General features: G+C 48.5%; 24 protein-coding genes. 19 read left to right on the top strand and 5 right to left on the bottom strand.

From position 1 onward, the window contains the following. The first annotated feature begins 236 nt into the window (after positions 1 to 236). Positions 237 to 1,484, top strand: a complete 1,248-nt coding sequence (locus Q0R17_RS09930) for an AmpG family muropeptide MFS transporter (protein ID WP_293934620.1) — start codon at positions 237 to 239, stop codon at positions 1,482 to 1,484. A gap of 195 nt (positions 1,485 to 1,679) precedes the next feature. On the opposite strand, the gene Q0R17_RS09925 is transcribed toward Q0R17_RS09930, so the two are convergent. Continuing rightward, a complete protein-coding gene (locus Q0R17_RS09925; protein ID WP_293934619.1) occupies positions 1,680 to 2,456 on the bottom strand; it encodes an exodeoxyribonuclease III in 777 nt (258 codons plus the stop codon). Between the two features lie 70 nt (positions 2,457 to 2,526). Here Q0R17_RS09925 and pyrE point away from each other — a divergent pair, with 70 nt between their 5' ends. The 16 genes from pyrE to Q0R17_RS09845 all read left to right on the top strand — a co-directional run bounded on the left by pyrE (position 2,527) and on the right by Q0R17_RS09845 (position 16,317). After that, a complete protein-coding gene (gene pyrE, locus Q0R17_RS09920; protein ID WP_293934622.1) occupies positions 2,527 to 3,165 on the top strand; it encodes an orotate phosphoribosyltransferase in 639 nt (212 codons plus the stop codon). A gap of 12 nt (positions 3,166 to 3,177) precedes the next feature. Continuing rightward, the gene (locus Q0R17_RS09915; protein WP_293934618.1) at positions 3,178 to 3,771 is read left to right on the top strand and encodes a DUF4124 domain-containing protein; all 594 of its coding nucleotides are present in this window, start codon (positions 3,178 to 3,180) and stop codon (positions 3,769 to 3,771) included. Positions 3,772 to 3,827: 56 nt separating this feature from the next. Then, positions 3,828 to 4,604, top strand: coding sequence for a polyphosphate--glucose phosphotransferase (gene ppgK / locus Q0R17_RS09910; RefSeq protein ID WP_293934616.1), 777 nt, complete (start codon positions 3,828 to 3,830; stop codon positions 4,602 to 4,604). A 322-nt stretch (positions 4,605 to 4,926) separates the two neighbouring features. Beyond that, positions 4,927 to 6,834 (top strand): tRNA uridine-5-carboxymethylaminomethyl(34) synthesis enzyme MnmG, encoded by a 1,908-nt coding sequence (mnmG, locus tag Q0R17_RS09905; protein WP_293934615.1) that lies wholly within the window; start codon positions 4,927 to 4,929, stop codon positions 6,832 to 6,834. Further along, on the top strand, positions 6,831 to 7,472 hold the full coding sequence (gene rsmG, locus Q0R17_RS09900) for a 16S rRNA (guanine(527)-N(7))-methyltransferase RsmG (RefSeq protein WP_293934612.1): 642 nt from the start codon (positions 6,831 to 6,833) through the stop codon (positions 7,470 to 7,472). Before mnmG ends, rsmG begins: the two co-directional genes overlap by 4 nt. Positions 7,473 to 7,505: 33 nt before the next feature. Further along, a complete protein-coding gene (locus tag Q0R17_RS09895; protein WP_293934610.1) occupies positions 7,506 to 8,291 on the top strand; it encodes a ParA family protein in 786 nt (261 codons plus the stop codon). After that, positions 8,288 to 9,109, top strand: coding sequence for a ParB/RepB/Spo0J family partition protein (locus Q0R17_RS09890; RefSeq protein ID WP_293934608.1), 822 nt, complete (start codon positions 8,288 to 8,290; stop codon positions 9,107 to 9,109). Before Q0R17_RS09895 ends, Q0R17_RS09890 begins: the two co-directional genes overlap by 4 nt. A gap of 164 nt (positions 9,110 to 9,273) precedes the next feature. Continuing rightward, on the top strand, positions 9,274 to 9,645 hold the full coding sequence (locus Q0R17_RS09885; protein ID WP_293934606.1) for an ATP synthase subunit I: 372 nt from the start codon (positions 9,274 to 9,276) through the stop codon (positions 9,643 to 9,645). A gap of 1 nt (position 9,646) precedes the next feature. Further along, a complete protein-coding gene (atpB, locus tag Q0R17_RS09880) occupies positions 9,647 to 10,435 on the top strand; it encodes a F0F1 ATP synthase subunit A (protein WP_293934604.1) in 789 nt (262 codons plus the stop codon). A gap of 99 nt (positions 10,436 to 10,534) precedes the next feature. After that, entirely contained in the window at positions 10,535 to 10,804 is a 270-nt protein-coding gene (gene atpE / locus Q0R17_RS09875) for a F0F1 ATP synthase subunit C (protein ID WP_265736897.1), read from the top strand. Positions 10,805 to 10,833: 29 nt separating this feature from the next. Then, a complete protein-coding gene (locus Q0R17_RS09870; protein ID WP_293934601.1) occupies positions 10,834 to 11,304 on the top strand; it encodes a F0F1 ATP synthase subunit B in 471 nt (156 codons plus the stop codon). Between the two features lie 7 nt (positions 11,305 to 11,311). After that, positions 11,312 to 11,848 carry a F0F1 ATP synthase subunit delta gene (locus tag Q0R17_RS09865; RefSeq protein ID WP_293934599.1) on the top strand — a complete coding sequence of 179 codons (537 nt, stop codon included), beginning with the start codon at positions 11,312 to 11,314 and terminating at the stop codon, positions 11,846 to 11,848. Positions 11,849 to 11,856: 8 nt separating this feature from the next. After that, positions 11,857 to 13,398 carry a F0F1 ATP synthase subunit alpha gene (gene atpA, locus Q0R17_RS09860; RefSeq protein WP_293934597.1) on the top strand — a complete coding sequence of 514 codons (1,542 nt, stop codon included), beginning with the start codon at positions 11,857 to 11,859 and terminating at the stop codon, positions 13,396 to 13,398. 28 nt (positions 13,399 to 13,426) lie between these two features. Beyond that, the gene (gene atpG, locus Q0R17_RS09855; RefSeq protein WP_293934595.1) at positions 13,427 to 14,311 is read left to right on the top strand and encodes a F0F1 ATP synthase subunit gamma; all 885 of its coding nucleotides are present in this window, start codon (positions 13,427 to 13,429) and stop codon (positions 14,309 to 14,311) included. A gap of 189 nt (positions 14,312 to 14,500) precedes the next feature. Further along, positions 14,501 to 15,880, top strand: coding sequence for a F0F1 ATP synthase subunit beta (gene atpD / locus Q0R17_RS09850; RefSeq protein ID WP_293934574.1), 1,380 nt, complete (start codon positions 14,501 to 14,503; stop codon positions 15,878 to 15,880). A gap of 11 nt (positions 15,881 to 15,891) precedes the next feature. Continuing rightward, positions 15,892 to 16,317 carry a F0F1 ATP synthase subunit epsilon gene (locus Q0R17_RS09845; RefSeq protein WP_293934571.1) on the top strand — a complete coding sequence of 142 codons (426 nt, stop codon included), beginning with the start codon at positions 15,892 to 15,894 and terminating at the stop codon, positions 16,315 to 16,317. A gap of 85 nt (positions 16,318 to 16,402) precedes the next feature. Here Q0R17_RS09845 and Q0R17_RS09840 read toward each other — a convergent pair whose 3' ends face one another. Both Q0R17_RS09840 and Q0R17_RS09835 read right to left on the bottom strand, forming a co-directional pair. After that, on the bottom strand, positions 16,403 to 16,630 hold the full coding sequence (locus Q0R17_RS09840) for a hypothetical protein (protein ID WP_293934569.1): 228 nt from the start codon (positions 16,628 to 16,630) through the stop codon (positions 16,403 to 16,405). A 156-nt stretch (positions 16,631 to 16,786) separates the two neighbouring features. Next, positions 16,787 to 18,295: a methyl-accepting chemotaxis protein gene (locus Q0R17_RS09835; RefSeq protein ID WP_293934567.1), complete on the bottom strand. Its 1,509-nt coding sequence runs from the start codon at positions 18,293 to 18,295 to the stop codon at positions 16,787 to 16,789. 166 nt (positions 18,296 to 18,461) lie between these two features. Between Q0R17_RS09835 and Q0R17_RS09830 the strand changes: the two genes are divergently transcribed. Next, entirely contained in the window at positions 18,462 to 19,946 is a 1,485-nt protein-coding gene (locus Q0R17_RS09830; protein ID WP_293934564.1) for a carboxypeptidase M32, read from the top strand. A 105-nt stretch (positions 19,947 to 20,051) separates the two neighbouring features. Beyond that, a complete protein-coding gene (gene glmU, locus Q0R17_RS09825) occupies positions 20,052 to 21,419 on the top strand; it encodes a bifunctional UDP-N-acetylglucosamine diphosphorylase/glucosamine-1-phosphate N-acetyltransferase GlmU (RefSeq protein ID WP_293934561.1) in 1,368 nt (455 codons plus the stop codon). Between the two features lie 100 nt (positions 21,420 to 21,519). Here glmU and Q0R17_RS09820 read toward each other — a convergent pair whose 3' ends face one another. Both Q0R17_RS09820 and Q0R17_RS09815 read right to left on the bottom strand, forming a co-directional pair. Next, positions 21,520 to 21,861: a hypothetical protein gene (locus Q0R17_RS09820; RefSeq protein WP_293934559.1), complete on the bottom strand. Its 342-nt coding sequence runs from the start codon at positions 21,859 to 21,861 to the stop codon at positions 21,520 to 21,522. A gap of 35 nt (positions 21,862 to 21,896) precedes the next feature. Then, positions 21,897 to 22,703 (bottom strand): RluA family pseudouridine synthase (locus tag Q0R17_RS09815; RefSeq protein ID WP_293934557.1); only part of this gene is annotated, 807 nt, incomplete at its 5' end.

Genomic DNA, 22,703 nt, shown 5'->3' with positions numbered 1-22,703 from the left:
ACGTCAGTATACGGTGGGCTTTAGTAACAACTTTTTGATCCGAGGTGTAATTCAAGCGCTTTCGAAAGAGGGATTTATTCCCGAAGCCCTGAATGGATCAAGATAGGAAAACCAGCGATCCTTGCCCTGTTTATTTCAAATATCACCGTGTTTGACGTTCAAGATAGTTTTCTGCTTTTGTTTGTTAAATGCTTGCTTTGCGGTAAGGTAGCGCCTCTATTTTACCGCCAGCTACTATGACTACTACTCACTGGAAATCGCTCTTGTTCTCGCGGCGCATGTTGATCTGTGTATTTACCGGATTTGCCTCGGGTTTGCCGCTGTATATCTTGCTTAACTTAGTCCCTGCGTGGTTAAAAAGCGAAGGGGTTAATTTAAAAGCAATTGGTTTTTTTGCGCTGATTCAATTTCCGTTTACGTGGAAATTCATCTGGGCACCACTACTCGATCGCTATGCCTTGCCTGGTCTTGGGCGGCGGCGCGGTTGGATGCTACTGACGCAAGTGGCCTTATTGGCCTTGATTGCATCGTTTGGCTTATTTAACCCAAAGCTCGATTTATGGTCGATTGCCTATCTGGCCATGGCTTTGGCATTTTTTAGTGCTAGTCAGGATATTGTGCTGGATGCTTATCGGCGTGAAATTCTGAGCGATGAAGAATTAGGCCTAGGTACTTCAGTGCATGTAAATGCCTATCGCATTGCCAGCCTGATTCCCGGCGCGTTTTCTTTGATTTTGGCCGATCATTTGCCATGGGCGCAGGTGTTTATGATTACCGGTTTGTTTATGCTGCCGGGAATTGTGATGACGCTGTTGGTGAGCGAGCCGCAATTAGTCCGCCCGCCTAAAACACTGCGTGAGGCGGTGGTTGAGCCTTTCTACGAATTTATGACCCGCCACGGCTGGCGTAATGCCATATGGATTTTGGCATTTATCTTTTTATATAAATTAGGCGACAGCATGGCCACCGCGTTGGCGACGCCGTTTTACTTAGAAATGGGTTTTAGTAAAACAGAAATTGGCGTGATCGCTAAAAATGCAGGGCTATGGCCTGCGGTATTTGGCGGTATTGTGGGTGGCGTGTGGATGTTAAAGCTGGGGATCAATCGCGCATTGTGGCTGTTTGGCGTGGTGCAGGTCTTGTCTATCTTAGGGTTTGCTTGGTTGGCGACTATGGGCACGGATAAAATTGCCTTAGCCAGTGTGATTGCTTTTGAGGCCTTAGGTGTTGGGCTGGGAACTGCAGCTTTTACTGCTTTTATCGCCAGAACTACTGATCCACGCTATACCGCAACCCAGTTTGCCTTGTTTACCAGCCTAGCAGCAGTGCCCCGCACCTTTATTAATGCCAGCACGGGCTGGTTGGTAGAACAAATGGGCTGGATCAATTTCTTTTTCCTATGCACCGCTTTGGCGATTCCGGGCATGTTGCTGCTGTTTAAAGTAGCACCGTGGAATTCAGAAAAATCAACACCCAAATCTTAAAGTACAGCAACGATGCAAGAATGGAAAAAACCTAAATCTTGAATCACGGAGAAAACTATCCGTAATGGATCAGGTTTTGTTTGCATCTTTTATGCACTAATACTTTTGCCTTCTACAGCTTAGAGTATTGCCAAATTGCTTTGATTCTCTCCGTGAAACGCTGTGCTCTCTGTGGTTCAAGATTTGGGTTTAGATTTAATTAACTTGGTAGTCGTAGTCCACAATCAGCGGGGCGTGGTCGGAGAATTTTTCGTCTTTATAAACGACCGCACTTTGCGCCGTGGCTGCAATGCCGGGGGTGGTGATGTGGTAGTCGATACGCCAACCCACATCTTTGGCATAAGCTTGGCCACGGTTGCTCCACCATGTGTAGCCGGGGATTTCTGGGTAAAGCTTGCGCCAGATATCTACAAAATTCAGCTCGCTGAATAGTTTACCCAGCCAACTACGCTCTTCTGGTAAGAAGCCTGAGTTTTTCAGATTGCCTTTCCAGTTTTTAAGATCGATTTCATTGTGAGCGATATTCCAGTCACCCAGCAGAACCACTTCGCGCCCGCTGGCGGCAAGCTGCTCTAAATGTGGGCGGAAACGCTCCAGAAATGAAAATTTAACCTGCTGTCGCTCGTCTGACGATGAGCCTGATGGCAAATAAAGGGAGATGACAGATAGATTGCCAAAGTCGGCTTGTAAATAGCGGCCTTCAAAATCGATATCGGCAATACCAAGGCCGGTAATGACACGGTCTGGTTCGCGGCGGCAATAGAGGCCTACGCCGCTATAGCCTTTTTTGTTCGCATAATGAAAAAAACCTTTTAGCCCTTCTGGTGTCTTCATTTGCTGGGAAAGATCGGCTTCTTGTGCTTTAAGTTCTTGCAAGGCCACCACATCGGCGTCTTGTTTTGCCAGCCATTCAAAAAAGCCCTTATTTGCAGCCGAGCGAATGCCGTTTAAATTAGCACTGATAATGCGCATTCGGTGTCCTTTTGTAAGAAATGTTATGCTTCGCAATATTGAGATCAATAATAAAACAGGAAAATGCAGCATGAGTGATTTTCGCCGCGACTTTATTTCTTTTGCTGTAGAGCAAAATGTGCTGTGTTTTGGTGATTTTATCACTAAGGCTGGCCGTCAATCGCCGTACTTTTTTAACGCAGGTTTATTTAGCGACGGCACATCGGTAGGTGCGTTGGCGCAGTTTTATGCACAGGCGGTATTAGCATCTGGCGTAGAGTTTGATGTGTTATTCGGGCCAGCCTATAAAGGAATTGTGCTTGCATCGGCGACTGCTGTGGCTTTAGCTGCCCAAGGCCGGAATGTGCCCTTTGTATTTAATCGCAAAGAGGCAAAAGATCATGGCGAAGGCGGCGTTTTAGTAGGCGCACCGCTGAAAGGCAGAGTGATGATTATTGATGATGTGATTTCTGCCGGTACTTCGGTACGTGAGTCGGTGAATATGATTCGTGCTGCGGGTGCCGAGCCAGCTGGGGTATTAATTGCACTTGATCGAATGGAGCGCGGTCAAGGTGCGTTGTCGGCAGTGCAAGAAGTGGAACAGCAGTTTGGCATTCCTGTGATCCCTATTGCTTCTTTGGATGATTTGCTAGGGTATTTGGGAGCTCAGGCTGGCACGGATGAGAAATTAGCTAAAGTGAGCGCTTACCGTAATCAGTACGGCATCTAAAAGGTCTATTTCATGTTGCGTGGTTTCTTTACCTTTTTACTGTTGGCGCTATTTACGGCAACGGCCTCGGCTAAGCTGTATCGCTGGGTTGATGAAACAGGGCGGGTGCAATATAGCGACAAACCACCGTCGATCACACCTAGCAGCGGTATATCTGAGCTCAATAAATCAGGAATGGTAAAAACCACGCCCGTGCCTGTGATAAGCAAGGAAGCGCAAGACCAAAAATTACAGGAACAAGCGCAGCAAAAAGAGCAGCAGCGGAAAGATCGTGCCTTATTACAATCGTTTTCTCGACCTGAAGAAATTGATATTATTCGAGATCGGCGTATTGGCATGATTCAATCTGCAACGATTGCAAATACTATGCGCTTGCAAACGGCAACACAGCGTAAAGAGCGTATAGAAAAACAAATGAGTCGCTTAAATAAAAATAATAGGCCTATCCCTGCTGATTTGGACGCTGAGTATGCTTTGGCTAAAAAAGAATTGTTGGATATTAATGCGGATAATAAAAGTAAATTAAATGATATTGAAATAGTTAAAGCTAAGGCAGAAGAAGATAAAAAACGCTTATTAGAGCTTAAATCACCTGCTCCAAAATAAAACCATGCACTATTTTTTATAAAAATAATTAATATATAATTGAAGAGTAAAAAACCATGACAGAGCAACTAACTTCCCCAAAAATTGTTTTGGGAATTGATATCGGTGGCACAGGGATTAAAGGTGCGCCGGTTAATGTTGAGACCGGCGAGCTATTGGCTGAGCGTATTCGTATTGATACGCCGCAGCCCGCCACGCCAGAGGCTGTGGGCTTGGTGGTTAAGCAATTGGTTGAGCAGTTTAATTGGCAAGGCCCGATTGGCTGTACTTTTCCTGCCATTGTGCATAATGGGGTGACACTTTCTGCCGCCAATGTAGATCCTTCTTGGTTGAATGCACCCGCTCAGGATATTTTGGCGCAAGTAACGGGCTTGCCCCTTAAATTAATTAATGATGCAGATGCCGCTGGCTTGGCCGAAGGCGTATTTGGTGCAGCTAAAGGTGTTGCAGGCAAAGTACTGATGATTACGCTTGGTACGGGTATTGGTAGCGCTTTAATTGTGGATGGTAAATTAATTAGCAATACCGAATTTGGTCATCTTATTTTTAAAGACAATGAAATTGCAGAAAAATATTGCTCTGGTAAGGTAAAAGATGATTTAGATTTAAAATGGAAAGAATATACTCAGCGGCTTAACGAATATATCTTACACTTGCAATTATTGCTTTCACCAGATTTACTTATTATTGGTGGTGGAATTAGTAAAAAGCATGAAAAATTTATTCCAGAATTAACAGGCTTGCGTTTCCCTGTGGTGCCCGCCGAGCTGAAAAATGATGCCGGTATTGTAGGCGCGGCGATTGAAGCCGCGCGTGAGTTTGGTGTGCTGTAGCTGGGGTAAGATAAAGTTTTCTGATTGGTCGCTTTATTCAGCCAGACTTGGTCGTAGCACTTTAGCCGCGAATATCTTAGGTTTTTTTTATTTAGGTTTCGCGGCTAAGGTTATCGTTACCTCAAGGCAAGCAAGTAAGCTGGAACATTCTGCTATCTAGAAGGCGTTTGAGCACCTTCGTTTAAATCCCATCTTGCATGCCCTATGTGGACTTAGAATTTTGTTCCACGTGAAACGCCCCGAAATAATCGGGGCGTTTTGTCGCGTCGTGATAGTCGTCAGGGCCGATAGGGCGTAAAATCATTGCCCTTTGCCTGCTGGGATGCCCACTATGCTTTATCCTACTCGATACGACGTGATTGTCGTTGGCGGCGGCCACGCTGGGACTGAGGCTGCGTTGGCGGCCGCGCGCATGGGGAATAAAACTTTACTCCTCACGCATAATATTGAAACCCTTGGTCAGATGTCTTGTAATCCCTCAATTGGTGGGATTGGTAAGGGCCATTTGGTTAAAGAAGTGGATGCTTTAGGCGGCGCTATGGCACTGGCTACCGATTTTGGCGGCATCCAGTTTAAAACGCTTAATTCCAGCAAAGGCCCAGCTGTTCGTGCCACTCGCGCGCAGGCTGATCGTGTTCGCTATAAAGCGGCCGTTCGCCATATGCTGGAAAACCAACCCAATCTAGATTTATTCCAGCAGGCAGTGGACGATTTGACCCTCGATGGCGATCGTGTCACCGGCGTGATAACGCAAATCGGCATTCGCTTTGAAGCGGGTGCGGTGGTACTGACTGCCGGTACTTTCCTTTCTGGCAAAATTCACGTTGGCTTAGAAAACCACGTGGGTGGCCGTGCTGGCGACCCAGCGTCGGTGACGCTGGCAGCACGCTTACGCGATTTAAATCTCCCCGTTGGCCGCCTAAAAACCGGCACGCCACCCCGTATTGATGGCCGATCCATTGATTTTTCGGTGCTAGAAGCGCAATACGGCGATACGCCTGAGCCGGTGTTTTCGGTACGTGGCAATGTGGGTATGCATCCAAAGCAATTGCCTTGCTGGATGGCTCATACCAATCTTAAAACGCATGAGATTATCCGCAGCGGCTTTGATCGTAGCCCGATGTTTACCGGCAAAATTGAAGGCGTTGGCCCGCGTTATTGCCCGAGTATCGAAGATAAAATTAATCGCTTTGCCGACAAAGACAGTCACCAGATTTTCTTAGAGCCAGAAGGCCTAGATACCCATGAGTATTATCCAAACGGTATTTCGACCAGCTTGCCGTTTGATATACAGCTAGCTGCCGTGCGCTCGATTGCCGGTATGGAAAACGCGCATATACTGCGCCCTGGCTATGCCATTGAGTACGATTACTACGATCCGCGTAATTTAAAAGCCAGTTTCGAAACCAAAAGCATTGCCGGTTTATTCTTTGCTGGGCAAATTAATGGCACTACTGGTTATGAAGAAGCTGCCGCACAGGGTTTACTGGCAGGCTTGAATGCAGGCCTCTATGTGCGTGAAAAAGACGCATGGACGCCAAAACGTAACGAGGCTTACCTTGGCGTGCTGGCTGATGATCTGGTCACTAATGGTGTAACCGAGCCTTACCGTATGTTTACCAGCCGCGCTGAGTACCGCCTGCAATTACGTGAAGATAATGCAGATTTACGCCTCACCGAAATGGGCCGTGAGCTAGGCCTGATTGGTGACGTGCAGTGGGAAGCCTTCTGCAAAAAACGCGATGCAATTGAGATAGAATTAGCGCGCTTGCGCACTACATGGGTAAATCCACGTATTCTTGCGGCAAGCGACGCTGAGCGTGTGTTGGGTAAAGCGATTGAGCGTGAATATACGCTGGCCGATTTGCTGCGCCGCCCGCAGGTCTCTTATGAAAGCTTGATGACGATGGAAATGGCCCAACCGGCAGTGGAAGATCCGCTGGTGGCCGAGCAGGTAGAAATTCAGTTGAAATACCAGGGTTATATCGAGCGGCAACAATCTGAAGTGGCTAACCGCGATAATCTAGAAGAATTCAACTTGCCCCATGATTTAGATTTCACGCAGGTATCGGGTTTATCTAAGGAAGTGCAGCAAAAATTAAGCAAGCATAAGCCGGAAACCATGGGCCAAGCGTCCAGAATTTCGGGTATTACCCCAGCAGCCATCGCTTTAATGCTGGTTCATCTCAAGAAAAAACAAGCGCTTGATGCGAGTAAGGTTACTGAATGACAGCTTCTGATTCCCTATTTTCTGAGCTGGCCGCTGGCCTAGCTGAGCTTAAAATTGATTTATCGATGTCCCAAGCCGCAAATTTATTGGCTTATGTGGCCTTGATTGCGAAGTGGAATAAAACCTATAGCCTAACGGCGATTCGTGAGCCAGAGCGTATGGTTTCGCACCATATTTTAGATTCACTCGCACCCTTGCCACAGTTTAAGGGCGAGAATATCCGTATCTTGGATGTGGGATCGGGCTTTGGTACGCCTGGAATTCCTTTGGCGATTGCGCGGCCTGATTGGCAGTTATTTTTGCTCGATTCAAATCATAAAAAAACCACGTTTTTACGCCAAGTGATTGCCGAATTAAAGCTTACCAATGTCACGGTGCTGACCGAGCGCGTGGAGCTATATAAGCCAGAAGCGCCATTCCAGATCATTACTTCGCGTGCCTTTGCTGAGTTGGGCGAATTTATTAAACTGACTAGCCACTTATTGGCTGAGGATGGCGAATGGGCCGCTTTGAAAGGCGTTTACCCGTTTGAAGAAATTGCCCATTTACCCGCAACTGTTAAAGTTACCCACGTGGATCATTTAAAAGTGCCAGGTATTGATGCCGAACGCCATCTGGTGCATGTGGTTAAGGCGTAGTTGTGTTTTTTAACGGCCTTTAGGGACTCAAAGATGAAAATTCTGGCAATTGCCAATCAAAAAGGCGGGGTAGGTAAGACCACTACGGCCGTTAATTTGTCTGCAAGTCTGGCTCATCTGGGCAGAAAAGTTCTGCTGGTGGATTTAGACCCGCAGGGCAATGCCACGATGGGCGTGGGGATTGATAAAGCTAAATTAACCAGCTCTGTATATAACCTGCTGCTTGGCGCAACGCCAATTCAAGAGATTATTCAGCGCTCTGAATCAGCGGGCATCGATGTGCTACCAGCTAATCGTAATTTGGCAGGGGCCGAGGTGGAGCTGGTGAATCAGGAGCACAGAGAATCGCGGCTTAAAAACGCCTTAGCCCAAGTCAGCGAGCACTACGATTATATTATTTTAGATTGCCCACCGGCGTTAACGCTGCTCACCCTGAATGGCTTAGTGGCGGCGGATGCGGTATTGATCCCGATGCAGTGTGAGTACTACGCATTGGAGGGTCTATCTGATTTGGTGAATACGCTTAAACGTGTTAAACAATCGATGAATCGTAAAATAGAGATTGAAGGCTTGCTGCGCACCATGTTTGATCCGCGCTCAACTTTGGCACAGCAAGTTTCGGATCAACTGATTAAGCATTACACCAGTAAACTGTACCACACTGTCATACCGCGTAATATTCGTTTGGCCGAAGCACCTTCCTATGGTCGCCCAATCTTGTCCTACGACAAAAACTCCAAAGGCGCACAAGCGTATCTTCAACTTGCTGAAGAACTGCTGGCCCGTCATAACCTGCTAGAAGAGATTCCCACAGCATGAAAATGAAAGGACTTGGCCGCGGTTTAGATGCCTTGATGGGAGATAGTCAGGATTCTTTGCAAAACTTGCCAATTACGGCTTTGCAGCCGGGCAAGTACCAGCCTCGCTTGCAAATGGATGAAACGGCCTTAGAAGAGCTGGCGGCATCAATCACCGCACAGGGTTTAATGCAGCCAGTGCTGGTACGGCCTATTGGGCTGGATAAGTATGAAATTATTGCCGGTGAGCGCCGATGGCGAGCATCTATTAAGGCAGGGCTAACTGAGATTCCGGCCTTAGTGCGTGAGATTGCCGATGAAGCCGCTTTGGCAATGGCGCTAATCGAGAATATTCAGCGCGAAAATCTGAATCCGCTAGAAGAAGCGCTAGGTATTTCACGCTTGATTGAAGAATTTGGCATGACTCATGAAGCTGCGGCACTTGCGGTAGGAAAGTCCCGAGCCAGCGTTTCAAATTTATTAAGACTATTAAGCTTATCGGAGCCACTGCGGAATATGCTAATGGCCGATCAGCTCAGTATGGGGCATGCTCGCGCCTTGCTGCCTTTAGATGCCTTATTGCAGTTGGATCTAGCTAGACGGGTTATTGCAAAAGGTTTATCGGTCAGAGAAACCGAGGCTTTGGTTAAAAAACAACAAGAAACAGCCATAGACAAACCTGCTACGCAGCCGGATCCAGAAATATTTCGCTTAGAAAAAGAACTATCTACGCGAGTGGGGGCCAAAGTATCCATTAAGCCTGGTAAACAGGGCAGTGGCCGAATCACCATCGAGTACAGCAGTTCAGAACAATTGGATAGCTTGCTTAGAAAGATGTAATAAAGTTATGGCTAACTATGTGTCGGCCCCTTGTAAGTAAGCTGGCTTTTACTCGTGACTTACTTGAATGACAAGTAAATTTTACTTAAAAGTTCAATAGGTAAAATTGACGCAACACAAATCAGGTCAGTATAATCGCGGGGTTTTTCCCTAGTGGTGAAGCAATGATTGGGAAAGCGCAGGTTCGGGGCATAATCCGACTAAAGATTGGAATCGCCATTAGTACGGCTTTCTTACTCTTCTTGATCTTGGGGCAAAATCCGGCAATTTCAAGTTTACTGGGCGGATTTATCGCGGTGATAGGCAGTGTCTTGTATGCAGCCATCGCATATCGTGTTGAATTCGCTCCGCCAGCAGTGCTTCTCAAGCAGCATTTTGCTGCTGAAATGTGCAAGTTGGTTTGTACACTCGTCGCCTTTGCGGCGTTGTTCATTTTGTACCGAAAGGCAGATTGGCCATGGACGTTTGTGGGTTATCTTGCCACCACCAGTGCCTTTTGGTTTGGGCTTTTAATTAAATTTGACGGCAAAAAATAAAATGTCTGAACATCACGCACCAGCTAACGCCACCGAATATATCCAGCACCATTTATCCTTTAATCAGGCTGCAAATGGTTTTCACTTGGATACCTTCTGGGTTGCCCTTGCTCTGGGCTTTCTTTTTGTTGGCGTATTTGCGTATGCCGCAAGAAAAGCGACATCGGGTGTACCAGGCCCTTTGCAAAACTTTGTAGAATTAATCGTTGAAATGGTTGATTCGCAAATCAAAGATGCTTTCCACGGCAAATCAAAAGTAATCGGCCCATTAAGCCTGACGATTTTCTGCTGGGTGTTCTTAATGAACTCCATGGATTTCTTGCCAGTTGATCTGCTGCCTTGGATTGGTCTACACGTATTTGGCATTGAAAAGCTACGCGTTGTGCCTACTGCCGACGTAAACCAAACTTTTGCGATGTCCTTGTCGGTGATGCTGCTGATTATTGGCTTCTCTATTAAAGCTAAGGGTCTTGTGGGCTGGCTGAAAGAGCTATTTACTGCGCCGTTTCATGCAGAAGGCTTGGTCATGACGGTGTTATTAGCACCCGTTAACTTTGCTTTCCAGATGGTTGAGCTAGTCGCTAAACCGATTTCTTTAGCTTTACGTCTATTCGGTAATATGTATGCCGGTGAGCTGATCTTTATTCTGATCGCACTGCTGCCATTCTGGGCGCAGTGGGTTCTGGGCACACCATGGGCCATCTTCCATATCTTGGTGGTTACCCTGCAAGCCTTCGTATTTATGATGTTGACGATTGTTTATCTCAGCCTTGCGGTTGAAGATCACTAATTTTACTTGGGCCAGCTTAGGCTGGCCTCAGTGTTCGCTTTCCCCTTGTTTTACCCAACCTTCCTCTTGGAGATATTAGAAATGGTTGCACCAGAAGTAATTGCTAGCGTTCAAGGCATGACTGTTATCGCTGCCGCGATCATCATCGGTTTAGCTGCTATCGGCACTGCACTTGGTTTTGCTCTGCTTGGCGGTAAGTTTTTAGAGTCTGCTGCTCGTCAGCCAGAAATGATCCCAGTTCTGCAAACTAAGCTGTTTATTATTGCTGGTTTGTTAGATGCTATTTCAATGATCGGCGTTGGTGTTGCAATGCTTTACACATTCAACAACCCATTCCTGACTCCTCTGCTTAATGCGGTTGCTCAGTAATCTAGCCCGTCTTTTAGGAGGACAACAGCGTGGATATTAATCTATCGCTTTTTGGCCAAATGATCACTTTTGCGATCTTGGTCATCTTCACGATGAAATTCGTGTGGCCTCCGCTGACCCATATGATGGACGAGCGTGTTAAGCGTATCGCTGATGGCTTAGCTTCTGCTGATCGTGCCAAGCAAGATCTTGCTTTGGCCGAAAAAGCAGCAGCTGACAAGCTTCGCGAAGCAAAACAGCACGCAACTGAAATCATTGCGCAAGCTGAAAAGCGTGGCGCGCAATTGGTTGAAGAAGCCAAGGGCCATGCAAAGGCAGAGGGCGAACGCCTTGTTGCCGGCGCTCAAGCGGAAATTGACCAGCAAATTCAGCAAACTAAAGAAGCATTACGTCAACAAGTCGCAGGTTTGGTGCTACAAGGCGCCGAACAAATTCTGCGCCGTGAAGTTGACGCGAGTGCCCATGCTGAATTGTTAGCATCCATCAAAGCGGAACTGTAAGAGCGTCATGGCAGAACTCATTACCGTCGCAAGGCCCTACGCCGTAGCTATCTTTCGTCTAGCTAAAGAAACCAGCACCATCCCACTTTGGTCGGATGTGCTGGCTCAACTCGCCCTGGTAGCAGGTAACGAGTTAGCGCTAGAAGTAGTAGCTAATCCAAAGTTCTCCGTGGCTCAGGTTAAGGAGCTGTTGCTTGGATTATTGGGTGGTCAGCAAAGCGCTGAAGTGCAAAACTTCATCGATGCTGTACTTGAAAATCGCCGCTTCACTGCCCTACCGGCAGTAGCAGAGCTATTTGAAGAGTACAAAGCAGCGGACGCTGGTGAAGTTGAAGCCAGCATCGAATCCGCTTTTGCTATGACTGATGCCCAAGTTGCTGAATTATCAGCAACACTTTCCCAACAGCTGCACCGCAAGGTCACGGCCCAAGTCAGCGTTAACCCGGAACTCATCGGGGGCGTGAAGGTGACGGTAGGTGATCTGGTCGTAGACGCATCTGTCCGCGGCAAGCTAACCGCTCTCGCCTCGAGCCTGAAGAGTTAGGAGAAATCATGCAACTTAATCCGTCTGAAATCAGTGAACTGATTAAAGCCCGGATCCAGAATTTATCGACTGCCTCCGAAACACGTACCATTGGTACCGTTGTTTCCGTAACAGACGGTATCGTTCGTGTGCACGGCCTGTCAGAGGCTATGCAGGGCGAAATGCTGGAGTTCCCGGGTAATACCTTCGGTCTTGCGCTCAACTTAGAGCGTGATTCTGTTGGTGCCGTTGTGCTTGGTGATTACAAGCACATTCAAGAAGGCGACGAAGTCAAATGTACCGGCCGTATTCTGGAAGTTCCAGTTGGCCGTGAATTGATTGGTCGTGTAGTTAACTCACTTGGCCAGCCTATCGACGGTAAAGGCCCACTGGGTACTACAGAATCTGCACCAATCGAAAAAATTGCGCCGGGCGTTATTGCTCGCCAATCTGTGTCGCAACCACTGCAAACCGGTATCAAGTCCATTGATACTATGGTGCCCGTAGGTCGTGGTCAGCGCGAGCTGATCATTGGTGACCGTCAGACCGGCAAAACTGCCGTTGCTCTAGACGCGATCATCAACCAGAAAGGCACTGGCGTGACATGTATTTATGTTGCGATTGGCCAAAAGGCTTCTTCGATCGCCAACGTAGTGCGCAAATTAGAAGAGCACGGCGCGATGGGTCACACCATTGTGGTTGCTGCTGCTGCTTCTGAAGCTGCTGCTCTGCAATACATCGCTGCATACTCTGGTTGCACGATGGGTGAATACTTCCGCGACCGCGGCGAAGACGCTCTGATCGTTTATGACGATTTGTCCAAGCAAGCTGTTGCTTACCGTCAAATTTCCCTGTTACTGCGCCGTCCTCCGGGCCGTGAAGCATATCCGGGCGATGTTTTCTACCTGCACTCGCGTCTGCTGGAACGTGCTTCCCGCATCAACGAAGCAGAAGTAGAAAAACTGACTGGTGGCGCAGTGAAAGGTAAGACCGGTTCTTTAACCGCTCTGCCTATCATTGAAACCCAAGCGGGTGACGTTTCTGCATTCGTTCCAACTAACGTGATTTCGATTACTGACGGTCAGATTTTCTTGGAAACTGACTTGTTCAATGCGGGTATTCGCCCAGCAATGAACGCCGGTATTTCGGTATCTCGCGTAGGTGGTGCAGCGCAGACCAAAGTAATTAAGAAGCTCGGTGGTGGTGTACGTTTGGCTCTGGCTCAGTATCGTGAATTGGCTGCGTTTGCGCAGTTCGCTTCTGATCTGGACGAAGCAACACGTAAGCAGCTTGAGCGCGGCAAAATGGTTACAGAGCTGATGAAGCAGGGCCAATACAGCCCGCTGAAAGTTTCTGAATTGGCCATTACGTTATTGCTGATCAACAAAGGTGTGTTTGATGACATCAAAGTTGAAAAAGCCTTGGCGTTTGAAGCTGCATTCTTGGCTGAATTGAAGACTAACCATGCAGATGTGCTGGCTCGTGTAGAAGACAAGGGTGACCTTGTATCTGATGACGAAAAAGTGATCGTTAAAGCCGTGGAAGCCTTCAAGGCCAGCGCCGCGTATTGATTTGATACGTTGAGACAAGGATCAAATCATGGCAAGCGGTAAAGAAATTCGGACCAAGATCAAGAGCGTAAAAAATACGCAAAAGATCACCCGTGCTATGGAAATGGTTGCGACATCGAAAATGCGCAAGGCTCAGGAACGTATGAAAGCGGCACGTCCTTACGGTGAAAAAATCCGTAATGTGGCTGCCCACCTGAGCGCTGCCTTTGTTGATTACACGCATCCTTATTTGCAAAAGCGCGACGTTGTTAAGCGTGCGGGCCTGATTACGATTACTTCAGACAAGGGGCTGTGTGGTGGTTTAAACACCAACTCCCTGCGTCTGGCCGTGAACCGTATGAAGGATTGGCATCAAAACGGCGTAGAAACCTCTGTCACCGCGATCGGTAACAAAGGGATTGGGTTTATGAACCGTTACGGCGCAAAGGTTTTATCCTCTGCGCACGGACTCGGCGATACCCCGCACCTTGAGCAGCTGATTGGCCCGATCAAAGTAATGATCGATGCCTTTATTGCTGGTGAAGTAGACGAAGTTCACCTCGTTTACACTCGCTTCGTGAACACCATGAAGCAAGAGCCAGTGATTGAGCAGCTGTTACCGCTAACAGACAAAGCATTTGGTGCGCCAGATTCTGACGAGCCAAAGAAAGGCTACAACTGGGAATACCTGTTTGAGCCAGATGCTAAGACTGTGATCGATGAATTAATGAGCCGTTACATTGAGGCACTGGTTTACCAGGCCGTAGCGGAAAACATTTCTTCTGAGCAAGCGGCCCGTATGGTGGCGATGAAAGCGGCGACTGATAACGCAGACAATGTGATCGGCGATCTACAGCTCCTTTACAACAAAACCCGTCAAGCAGCGATTACGAAGGAACTCTCCGAAATCGTTTCTGGCGCGGCAGCGGTGTAATAGGCCCGACAAGGCTGTTGAAAAACGTAGCGAGAAGACCAAGGACAAGGCAAAAAATATCGAAAAACCGGAATTTACATTTGAGTAAATGAGGATTTTGAGAGATTTTTTAACGCGGTCATTGGCCTTCGCAGTAGTTTTGCGACAGCCTGTGGACGCACAACGAATAACTGGGATTTAGGAACAACGATGAGCCAAGGTAAAATCGTACAAATCATTGGCCCGGTCGTCGACGTGGAATTCCCACGTGACAGCCTGCCAAAGGTGTATGACGCGATCAAGCTCGACGCAATCGACCTGACGCTGGAAGTACAGCAACAGCTCGGCGATGGCGTAGTGCGTGCGATTGCAATGGGTACTACTGACGGCCTGAAGCGCGGCATGTTGGTAAGCGGCACTGGTGCACCGATTACGGTGCCCGTGGGCAACGCTACACTGGGCCGCATCATGGATGTGCTCGGTAACCCAATTGATGAAGCCGGTGAAGTGAAGAGCGAGCATAAGCGCGCGATTCACCAACTTGCACCTAAGTTCGACGAACTGAACCAATCTATCGATCTGTTAGAAACAGGTATCAAGGTTATTGACTTGATTTGCCCGTTTGCTAAGGGTGGTAAGGTGGGTCTGTTTGGCGGCGCGGGTGTGGGCAAGACCGTTAACATGATGGAACTGATTAACAACATCGCTAAGGCACACGCGGGTTTATCCGTGTTTGCTGGTGTAGGTGAGCGTACCCGTGAAGGGAACGACTTCTACCACGAAATGAAGGACTCTAATGTTCTTGATAAAGTGGCGATGGTTTACGGTCAGATGAACGAGCCACCAGGCAACCGTTTGCGCGTAGCGCTGACTGGTCTGACTATGGCCGAGCATTTCCGTGATGAAGGTCGTGACATTCTGTTCTTCGTAGATAACATCTACCGCTACACACTGGCCGGTACGGAAGTTTCTGCGCTGCTGGGCCGTATGCCTTCTGCCGTGGGTTATCAACCTACTCTGGCTGAAGAAATGGGTGCTCTGCAAGAGCGTATTACTTCGACCAAGACAGGTTCGATCACGTCGATTCAGGCCGTTTACGTGCCTGCGGATGACTTGACCGATCCATCACCAGCAACCACCTTTGCTCACTTGGATGCAACCGTTGTTCTGTCGCGTGATATCGCCTCACTGGGTATCTACCCAGCGGTTGATCCACTCGATTCAACATCGCGTCAGCTTGATCCACAAGTGGTGGGTGAAGAGCATTACATGGTTGCACGTGGTGTGCAGCAAACATTGCAAAAGTACAAAGAACTGCAGGATATTATTGCGATTCTGGGTATGGATGAATTGTCTCCTGAAGACAAATTGTCGGTATCTCGCGCACGTAAGATCCAACGTTTCTTGTCACAGCCTTTCCATGTGGCCGAAGTGTTTACTGGTTCTCCAGGCAAATATGTGCCACTGAAAGAAACCCTCAAGGGCTTCAAAGGCATTCTTAATGGCGATTACGACCATCTTCCAGAGCAAGCCTTCTACATGGTAGGCAGCATCGAAGAAGCGGTCGAAAAAGCCAAGACCATGCAATAAGGATTAGTGCCATGGCAATGACAATGCATGTGGACGTGGTAAGTGCAGAGCAACTGATCTACTCTGGCGTCGCTGAGTTTATCTCGGCTCCTGCTGAAAAAGGTGAGATTGGTATTCTGCCGCGCCATGCCCCACTACTCACTCGCGTGAGGCCCGGAGCGGTGCGCATCAAAGTTGCCAATAGCGATGAAGAAGTGATTCTGTATGTTTCGGGCGGCATGTTAGAAGTGCAGCCTCATGTGGTTACCGTGTTGGCCGATACGGCTATTCGCGGTAAAGACATCGACGAAGCTAAGGCGCTAGACGCCAAACGCCGCGCCGAAGAAGCATTAAAGAACCACGGATCATCGATGGACTTTGCGATGGCTCAGGCCGAGCTGGTAGAAGCGGTAGCAAAACTTGCCGTGATCGACAAGCTCAAAAAGCGTGGTCACTAAGCTTTAGTGGTGAAGTATTTGTAGTAAATAAAAAGGCAGCTTTGGCTGCCTTTTTATTTGTCTATTAAAAAATACATCATATTTCTTAAGCCAGTTGTAAATCTTCTTCTGGATGTTCCATGGTCACATCACGCTCGGTAGCGCGGCGCGCAATCCAGCGAACTTTAACAATTTGCCCACGCTTGCCAAGCGGAACAAAGGTATCGATAACCTCGCCTTTACGGCGGTCAAGCTGACGCGCCATGCTGGGAAGCATGTAAGGCAACTGATCCGCACGGATCTGGACGATTTGTTGCACTTTAAAAGACGGCATGGCGGCTAATCATACAAAGACTCAGAATTTGATCATAGAGCATCATTTATGACGGGTCAAAACCCGCCTCCCTTATTGCGCTTACCATTTGCTGGGGCGGCCGATAGTGTTTGGCAGGCAAGTAAATGAATGCGGTGGGGAAACATAGGCAATCCATTATTTTGCCACCTTAAAAAATGCCAGCTGAGTTTGTACTTGCAGAGCTTGTTCTGCGAGTTGCTCGGCGGTAGCAGATAGCTGTTCTGATGCAGCCGCATTCATTTCTATGCTTTGTGATACTTGAGCAATATTTTGGCTAATGAGTTCAAGCTCTTGGCTTTGTTCGTGGCTATTTGCGGCTATTTCTTGGACTAAGTCGGCTGTTTTTCTAATGTTAGGCTCAATTTTATTCAGTTGCTCGCTGGCGGTTTCTGCAAGCTGTACGCTGCTATGGGACAACTCGCCAATCACTTGGGCTGCGGTTTGGCAACGTTCAGCCAGCTTTCTGACCTCCGCAGCAACCACCGCGAAGCTTTTACCATTCTGGCCTGCACGCGCGGCTTCAATGGCGGCATTTAAGGCCAGTAAATTGGTTTGGTAGGCAATATCGTCAATAATTTTAATTTCTTTGGCAATGCTTAGCATGGCTAAGTTGGTTTCTTGTACTGATTCACGGCTACTACGTGCATCTAAAGTAGATTGGCGGGTCATGGTGTCGGTGATATGAGCTGTGTGGGTATTTTGGCTGGTGCTTATATTGAGATTATCAATGGATATGCTGCTTTCTCTGAGGATATTGGCATTGATACTGGTGTTTTGGCAGAGTAGCTGTGCCGCACTTGAAACTTCTGCAGACGATGTTGAGGTGGCTTCTGTGGCATTTCTGAGCTGGATAACGATAGCATTAAGTTTTTCTACCATTTGGCGCATGGCAAATAGCAGGCTATTTTGATCGTTAGCCCGCACTATTACTTGTAAGCTAAGATCGCCTGCGGCGACTTGCTGGGCTACTTTAGCCGCGTATGCAGGCTCGCCACCTAGCTGTTTGAGGATTTGTTGTGTGCATATCCATACGGCGGCAAGGCTGATTAAAAACCCACAGACAGCGGCAATAACGACGGTCCAAAAAGTGTTTTTACCCCGCGCATCAATCTGCTTGCGCGCAATGGCGATATCGTTTTCTTCTAATTTTACTAGTTGATTGAGATGGCTCATTGCGGCTTTATATGCCGTGTAGGCATCGCCGTTGATGAGTGCATAGGCTTCGGTGGGCATTCCTTGCCGAGTCAGCTTAAAAGCTTCTTTATCTATTTTTTCAAATTGTAGTAATTGCTTGCGTGCATTATCGATCAATACTTTTCGGCTGCTTACGCTTTCTATTGCATATAATTTTTCTAAAGCGTTGCGCCCTTTATCTAAGTTCGTTTGAAATTGCTTTTCGGCGGTCGCTTCCATTTGCGTCGACCAAGCGTGGATTTGGTTGCGATCATCGGTAGTCGTGCTCGTGATGAAAAATGCAGCTTGGTTGGCAAGAAAGACTCTGCGGGCATTTTCGTCTAAAGCCGTAGAGGCAAGGCTGCTGATGGATGCAATGGCGTGTAGAGCAAGTAGCACAATCGCAAAAGTGACCAGTGTTAGCAAGCCTGCCGGCAGCATGATTTTCCAGATGATTTTCAGATCTTGCATATCGGAGCTCCCTTGCTTTCACCTACATATAGATTAGCTGGCGTCTGGCTGAGCTGCTGTTTTACCTGCAGGTACTTTTTCCGTAGCCTAGGCTAGGGTTCAACGCAATTGCATATCTTGCTCACGCTGGCATGATAAGTATTATTACTTATAAGAGAGTCGTGGAATGAAAACTGCCTATCAAGCTGTGTTGGCCACTTTTACCCGTATTTATCGCTATGAACATTTGGGCTCTTTGGCTGCTTGGGATCAGGCCGCTATGATGCCATCTAAAGGTAATGATGCACGCGGTGCGGCGATGGCAGAGTTGGATGTATTGATTCACCACACACTTACGTCATCTGAGTTGGCCGCGAATATTGCAGGAGCCGAGCAAGAAAATTTAGATGAGGCCGAGCAAGCCAGCTTGCGTGAAATTAAACGCCAGTGGCAAACGGCAAATCTATTGCCAGCTGCCTTAGTTGAAGCCAAAACCTTGCTGGGGTCTCATTGCTCGCACGAATGGCGCACTCAGCGGCAAGGAAACGACTGGCCAGGATTTTTAGCTAATTTCCGTGAAGTAGTGCGTTTATCACGTGAAGAGGCGCAGCTATTAGCTCAGACTTCGGGTTTATCGCCGTATGAGTCTTTATTGAATAAGTATGAACCAGGCATGAGCTGTGCCGAGCTTGATCGCATTTTTGGCGATGTAAAAAGTTGGTTGCCAGGACTGATTCGCCAAGCGATGGAGCGGCAAGGAAATAAAGTGATTCTTGCCGCAACAGGCCCGTTTGCCATTGAAAAACAGCGGGCACTGGGTTTGGAAGTAATGGCCTTGCTGGGCTTTGATTTTGAGGCGGGCCGCCTAGATGTATCGCATCACCCCTTCTGCGGCGGTGTGCCAGAGGATGTGCGCATTACCACCCGCTATACCGAAGCCGATTTTATGCAGAGCATGATGGGCATCGTGCATGAGACTGGCCATGCCCGTTATGAGCAAAATCTGCCACGAGAAAACGTGGTTTTACCCGTAGGCCGAGCGCGTTCTATGGGGATACACGAAAGTCAGAGTCTATCTTTTGAAATGCAATTGGGTAGGAACCCAGCATTTTTAGAGCTGATTAGTCCGCTAGTCAAAAAGTATTTAGGTGATCAAGCTGCGTTTGAGCCAGCTAATCTAGCAGCGATGTATACCCGAGTTAGGCCAGATTTTATTCGCGTAGATGCCGATGAGCTGACTTACCCAGCGCACATTATTTTACGTTACGAAATTGAGCGTGCACTGATTGATGGCGAGATCGAAGCCGACGATGTGCCTGCATTATGGGATGAGAAAATGCAGGCCTATCTGGGTGTAGACACCAAGGGCAATTTTAAAAATGGCTGCATGCAAGATATCCACTGGACTGACGGTGCATTTGGTTATTTTCCAAGCTATACGCTGGGCGCGATGTATGCCGCGCAATACTTTGCCAGCATTCGTAAGCTGCACCCAGATTTGGACCAGCAAATTGCTGCAGGTAATCTTGAGCCGATTTTTAGCTGGCTAAACGCCAATATCTGGAGCCAAGCTAGCCAATGGGAAACCGATGAATTAGTGCGCCGCGCAACGGGTGAAGTGCTGAACCCTGCGCATTTCCGTGCGCATTTAGAAGCGCGTTATTTGGGTTGAGTTCATGAATGAGCGGGCACGGCGCATGCCTTGCCCCTTTTACCTATCAGCTTGTAACGCAAAAACAGGTAAAATACTGTCTTTTAGCATGCCGGAACTTGTCTCATGGCTGACTTACTTGATGTTGTTGTGCTTGCTGCCGGTCAGGGCAAGCGTATGTATTCCAAAATACCTAAGGTTTTACATCGTCTTGCTGGCAAGCCTTTACTTGGCCATGTGCTGGATACGGCAAGGCAATTGAAGCCGACTAAGCTGGTGGTGGTTTATGGCCACGGCGGTCAGCAGGTGCAAGAAGAGCTACTCAGTAGCAGCGATCTGGCTTGGGCGCATCAGGCCGAGCAGCTAGGAACGGGCCATGCCTTAGCGCAGGCCATGCCGCATTTGCAAAGTGAAACTACGCTGATGTTGTACGGCGATGTGCCTTTAACACGGCTAGCCACGCTGCAAGCGCTGCTTGAGGCCAGCATTGGCGGCAAGTTAGGGATTCTGACGGATATTCTGGATGATGCGAGCGGCTATGGCCGGATTGTGCGAGATGCTGCCGCTAAGGTCACTTGCATTGTGGAGCAAAAAGACACCACGCCAGAGCAGGCCGCTATTAAAGAAATGAATACCGGTATTTTGGCGCTGCCAACGGCCAAGCTGGCTGGCTGGCTGGCTGAGCTAAAAAATGACAATGCCCAGGGCGAATATTACGCTACCGACTTGATTGCTCTGGCCGTGCGTGATGGTATTGAGATTGCTACCGTACACCCACAGGATCATTGGGAAGCGGAAGGCATTAATAATAAAGTGCAGCTGGCACAGCTGGAGTGCATTTATCAGCGTGAAATAGCACAAAGTTTAATGCTGGCAGGGGTGAGCCTAGTTGATCCGAATCGAATTGATGTACGCGGTACGCTACGTCATGGCATGGATGTCATTATTGATGTGAACTGTGTGTTTGAAGGCGAAGTGATTCTGGGCGAGAACGTTAGAATTGGCGCGAATTGTGTATTAAAGAATGTAACGATTAACGATGACACCATTATCCATCCATTCAGCCATCTAGAAGGCGCCATCGTGGGCAAGGGCAACCTGATCGGCCCATTTGCCCGTCTACGCCCCGGTGCAGAGCTGGCCGATGATGTGCATATCGGCAATTTTGTAGAAGTCAAAAAAGCCACCATCGGTAAAGGCTCCAAAGTAAATCACCTCAGCTATATCGGCGATACCACCATGGGTAGCAAGGTGAATGTGGGCGCAGGCACGATTACGGCGAATTACGACGGCGTGAATAAATTTCGCACCGTGATTGAAGATGAAGTGCGTATCGGCTCGAACAATGTGCTGGTAGCGCCTGTGACCATTGGCGAGGGCGCAACCACCGGTGCAGGTTCGGTGATTGGTAAAAACGCCCCTGCCGGTGAGTTAACCGTGGCACGAGCTAGGCAAGTGACACTTTATGGCTGGAAAAGACCAACAAAGCTATAAGGGTTACGGCCTGCCGTGCCCTCACAGCTTGCTAGGGTGGGCAAGCTGCCCACTCGGCCATTCGCATGGTGGGTTACGGCGAAAAACCGCCTAATCCACCCTACACATCTTGCTTGTGGAATTTGTGCATGACACGGTGGGCAATAGGAGCGAGCAGGCTGCCGATTGTTGCTACAAACACCAGCCCTGAATACATTGCATAGAGGCCTACAAACAACTTGCCTGTATTGCTAAGTGGCGGGGTGAGTGGCCCCATCCCCCCTAGCATCATCGCGCCGTTTACAAAGCCATCGTGCCAGCTATGCTGCTCAAAATACATATGCCCCGCTGCGCCTAAGAGTAGCGAAAATGAGATCAAGCCCAGCGCCCCCAAAAAATGCAATAGCAAGCGTGTTCGAAATTGTGCCCAAGGCAGTAGGGGGTGATGTTTGGATTCGTACATGCTTTGCTTGGCTATGAATGGTCAGTAGATAGACTTTACTCCGGCCAGCTGAGTTCCCTTGGGCTTTCAAAACGTCGGCTTTCACCTGTAAACGGATCAACAAACTCAATTGCTCGCGCCAGTAATTGCAGAGGGCGGCTGAAGTCGTCACCTTTTTCGGGCAGCAATTCCGGATACCAAGGATCATTCAAAATAGGCACACCCAAGGCGCTTAGATGGGTGCGTAACTGGTGCTTTTTGCCAGTGTGCGGCTTAAGGCGATAGCGTGCCCAAGCATCGCGTTGCTCGATCAGCTCGATATAGGTTTCGCTATTGGGCTCACCTGGCGCTTCTTCCATGGTGAACATGCCCTGTTGCTCCCGCATAAAACTGCGATGCACGCGGGGTAGCTCTAAATCAGCGCGAAAAGGCGCGATCGCCTCGTATTCTTTTGCCACATTCCGCTCTGAAAACAGCGCATGGTAGCCAGCGCGGCAGGCCGGATCTAGGCTGAACAACATAATCCCTGCCGTTTCTCTATCTAAGCGATGAATCGGGGCAATGTCGGGCGCGCCTAGCGACTTACGTAATCGGGTCAGCAGTGTTTCTTGTAAATAACGCCCAGCCGGAATACAGGCCAAAAAGTGCGGCTTATCCGCCACCAGCAAGCGCTCATCCTGATAGAGAATATGCTCGGCAAACGGTACAGGCGTTTCTTCCGGCACTTCGCGGTAATACCAAATCCGCCCATTGGGCTGGTAAGCGCTCGCTACATTCAATACCTCGCCCTGATGATCGACAATCTCGCCGCGCTCTAAACGCCCACGCAAAATTTCGGCAGGCATATGCGGAAAGCGGGTGAT

This window comes from Iodobacter sp. (genome assembly GCF_025352645.1).
Lineage (GTDB): Bacteria > Pseudomonadota > Gammaproteobacteria > Burkholderiales > Chitinibacteraceae > Iodobacter.
The sequence above is the reverse complement of the archived record's forward strand: the minus strand, read 5'-3'. Positions and strand labels throughout refer to the sequence as shown.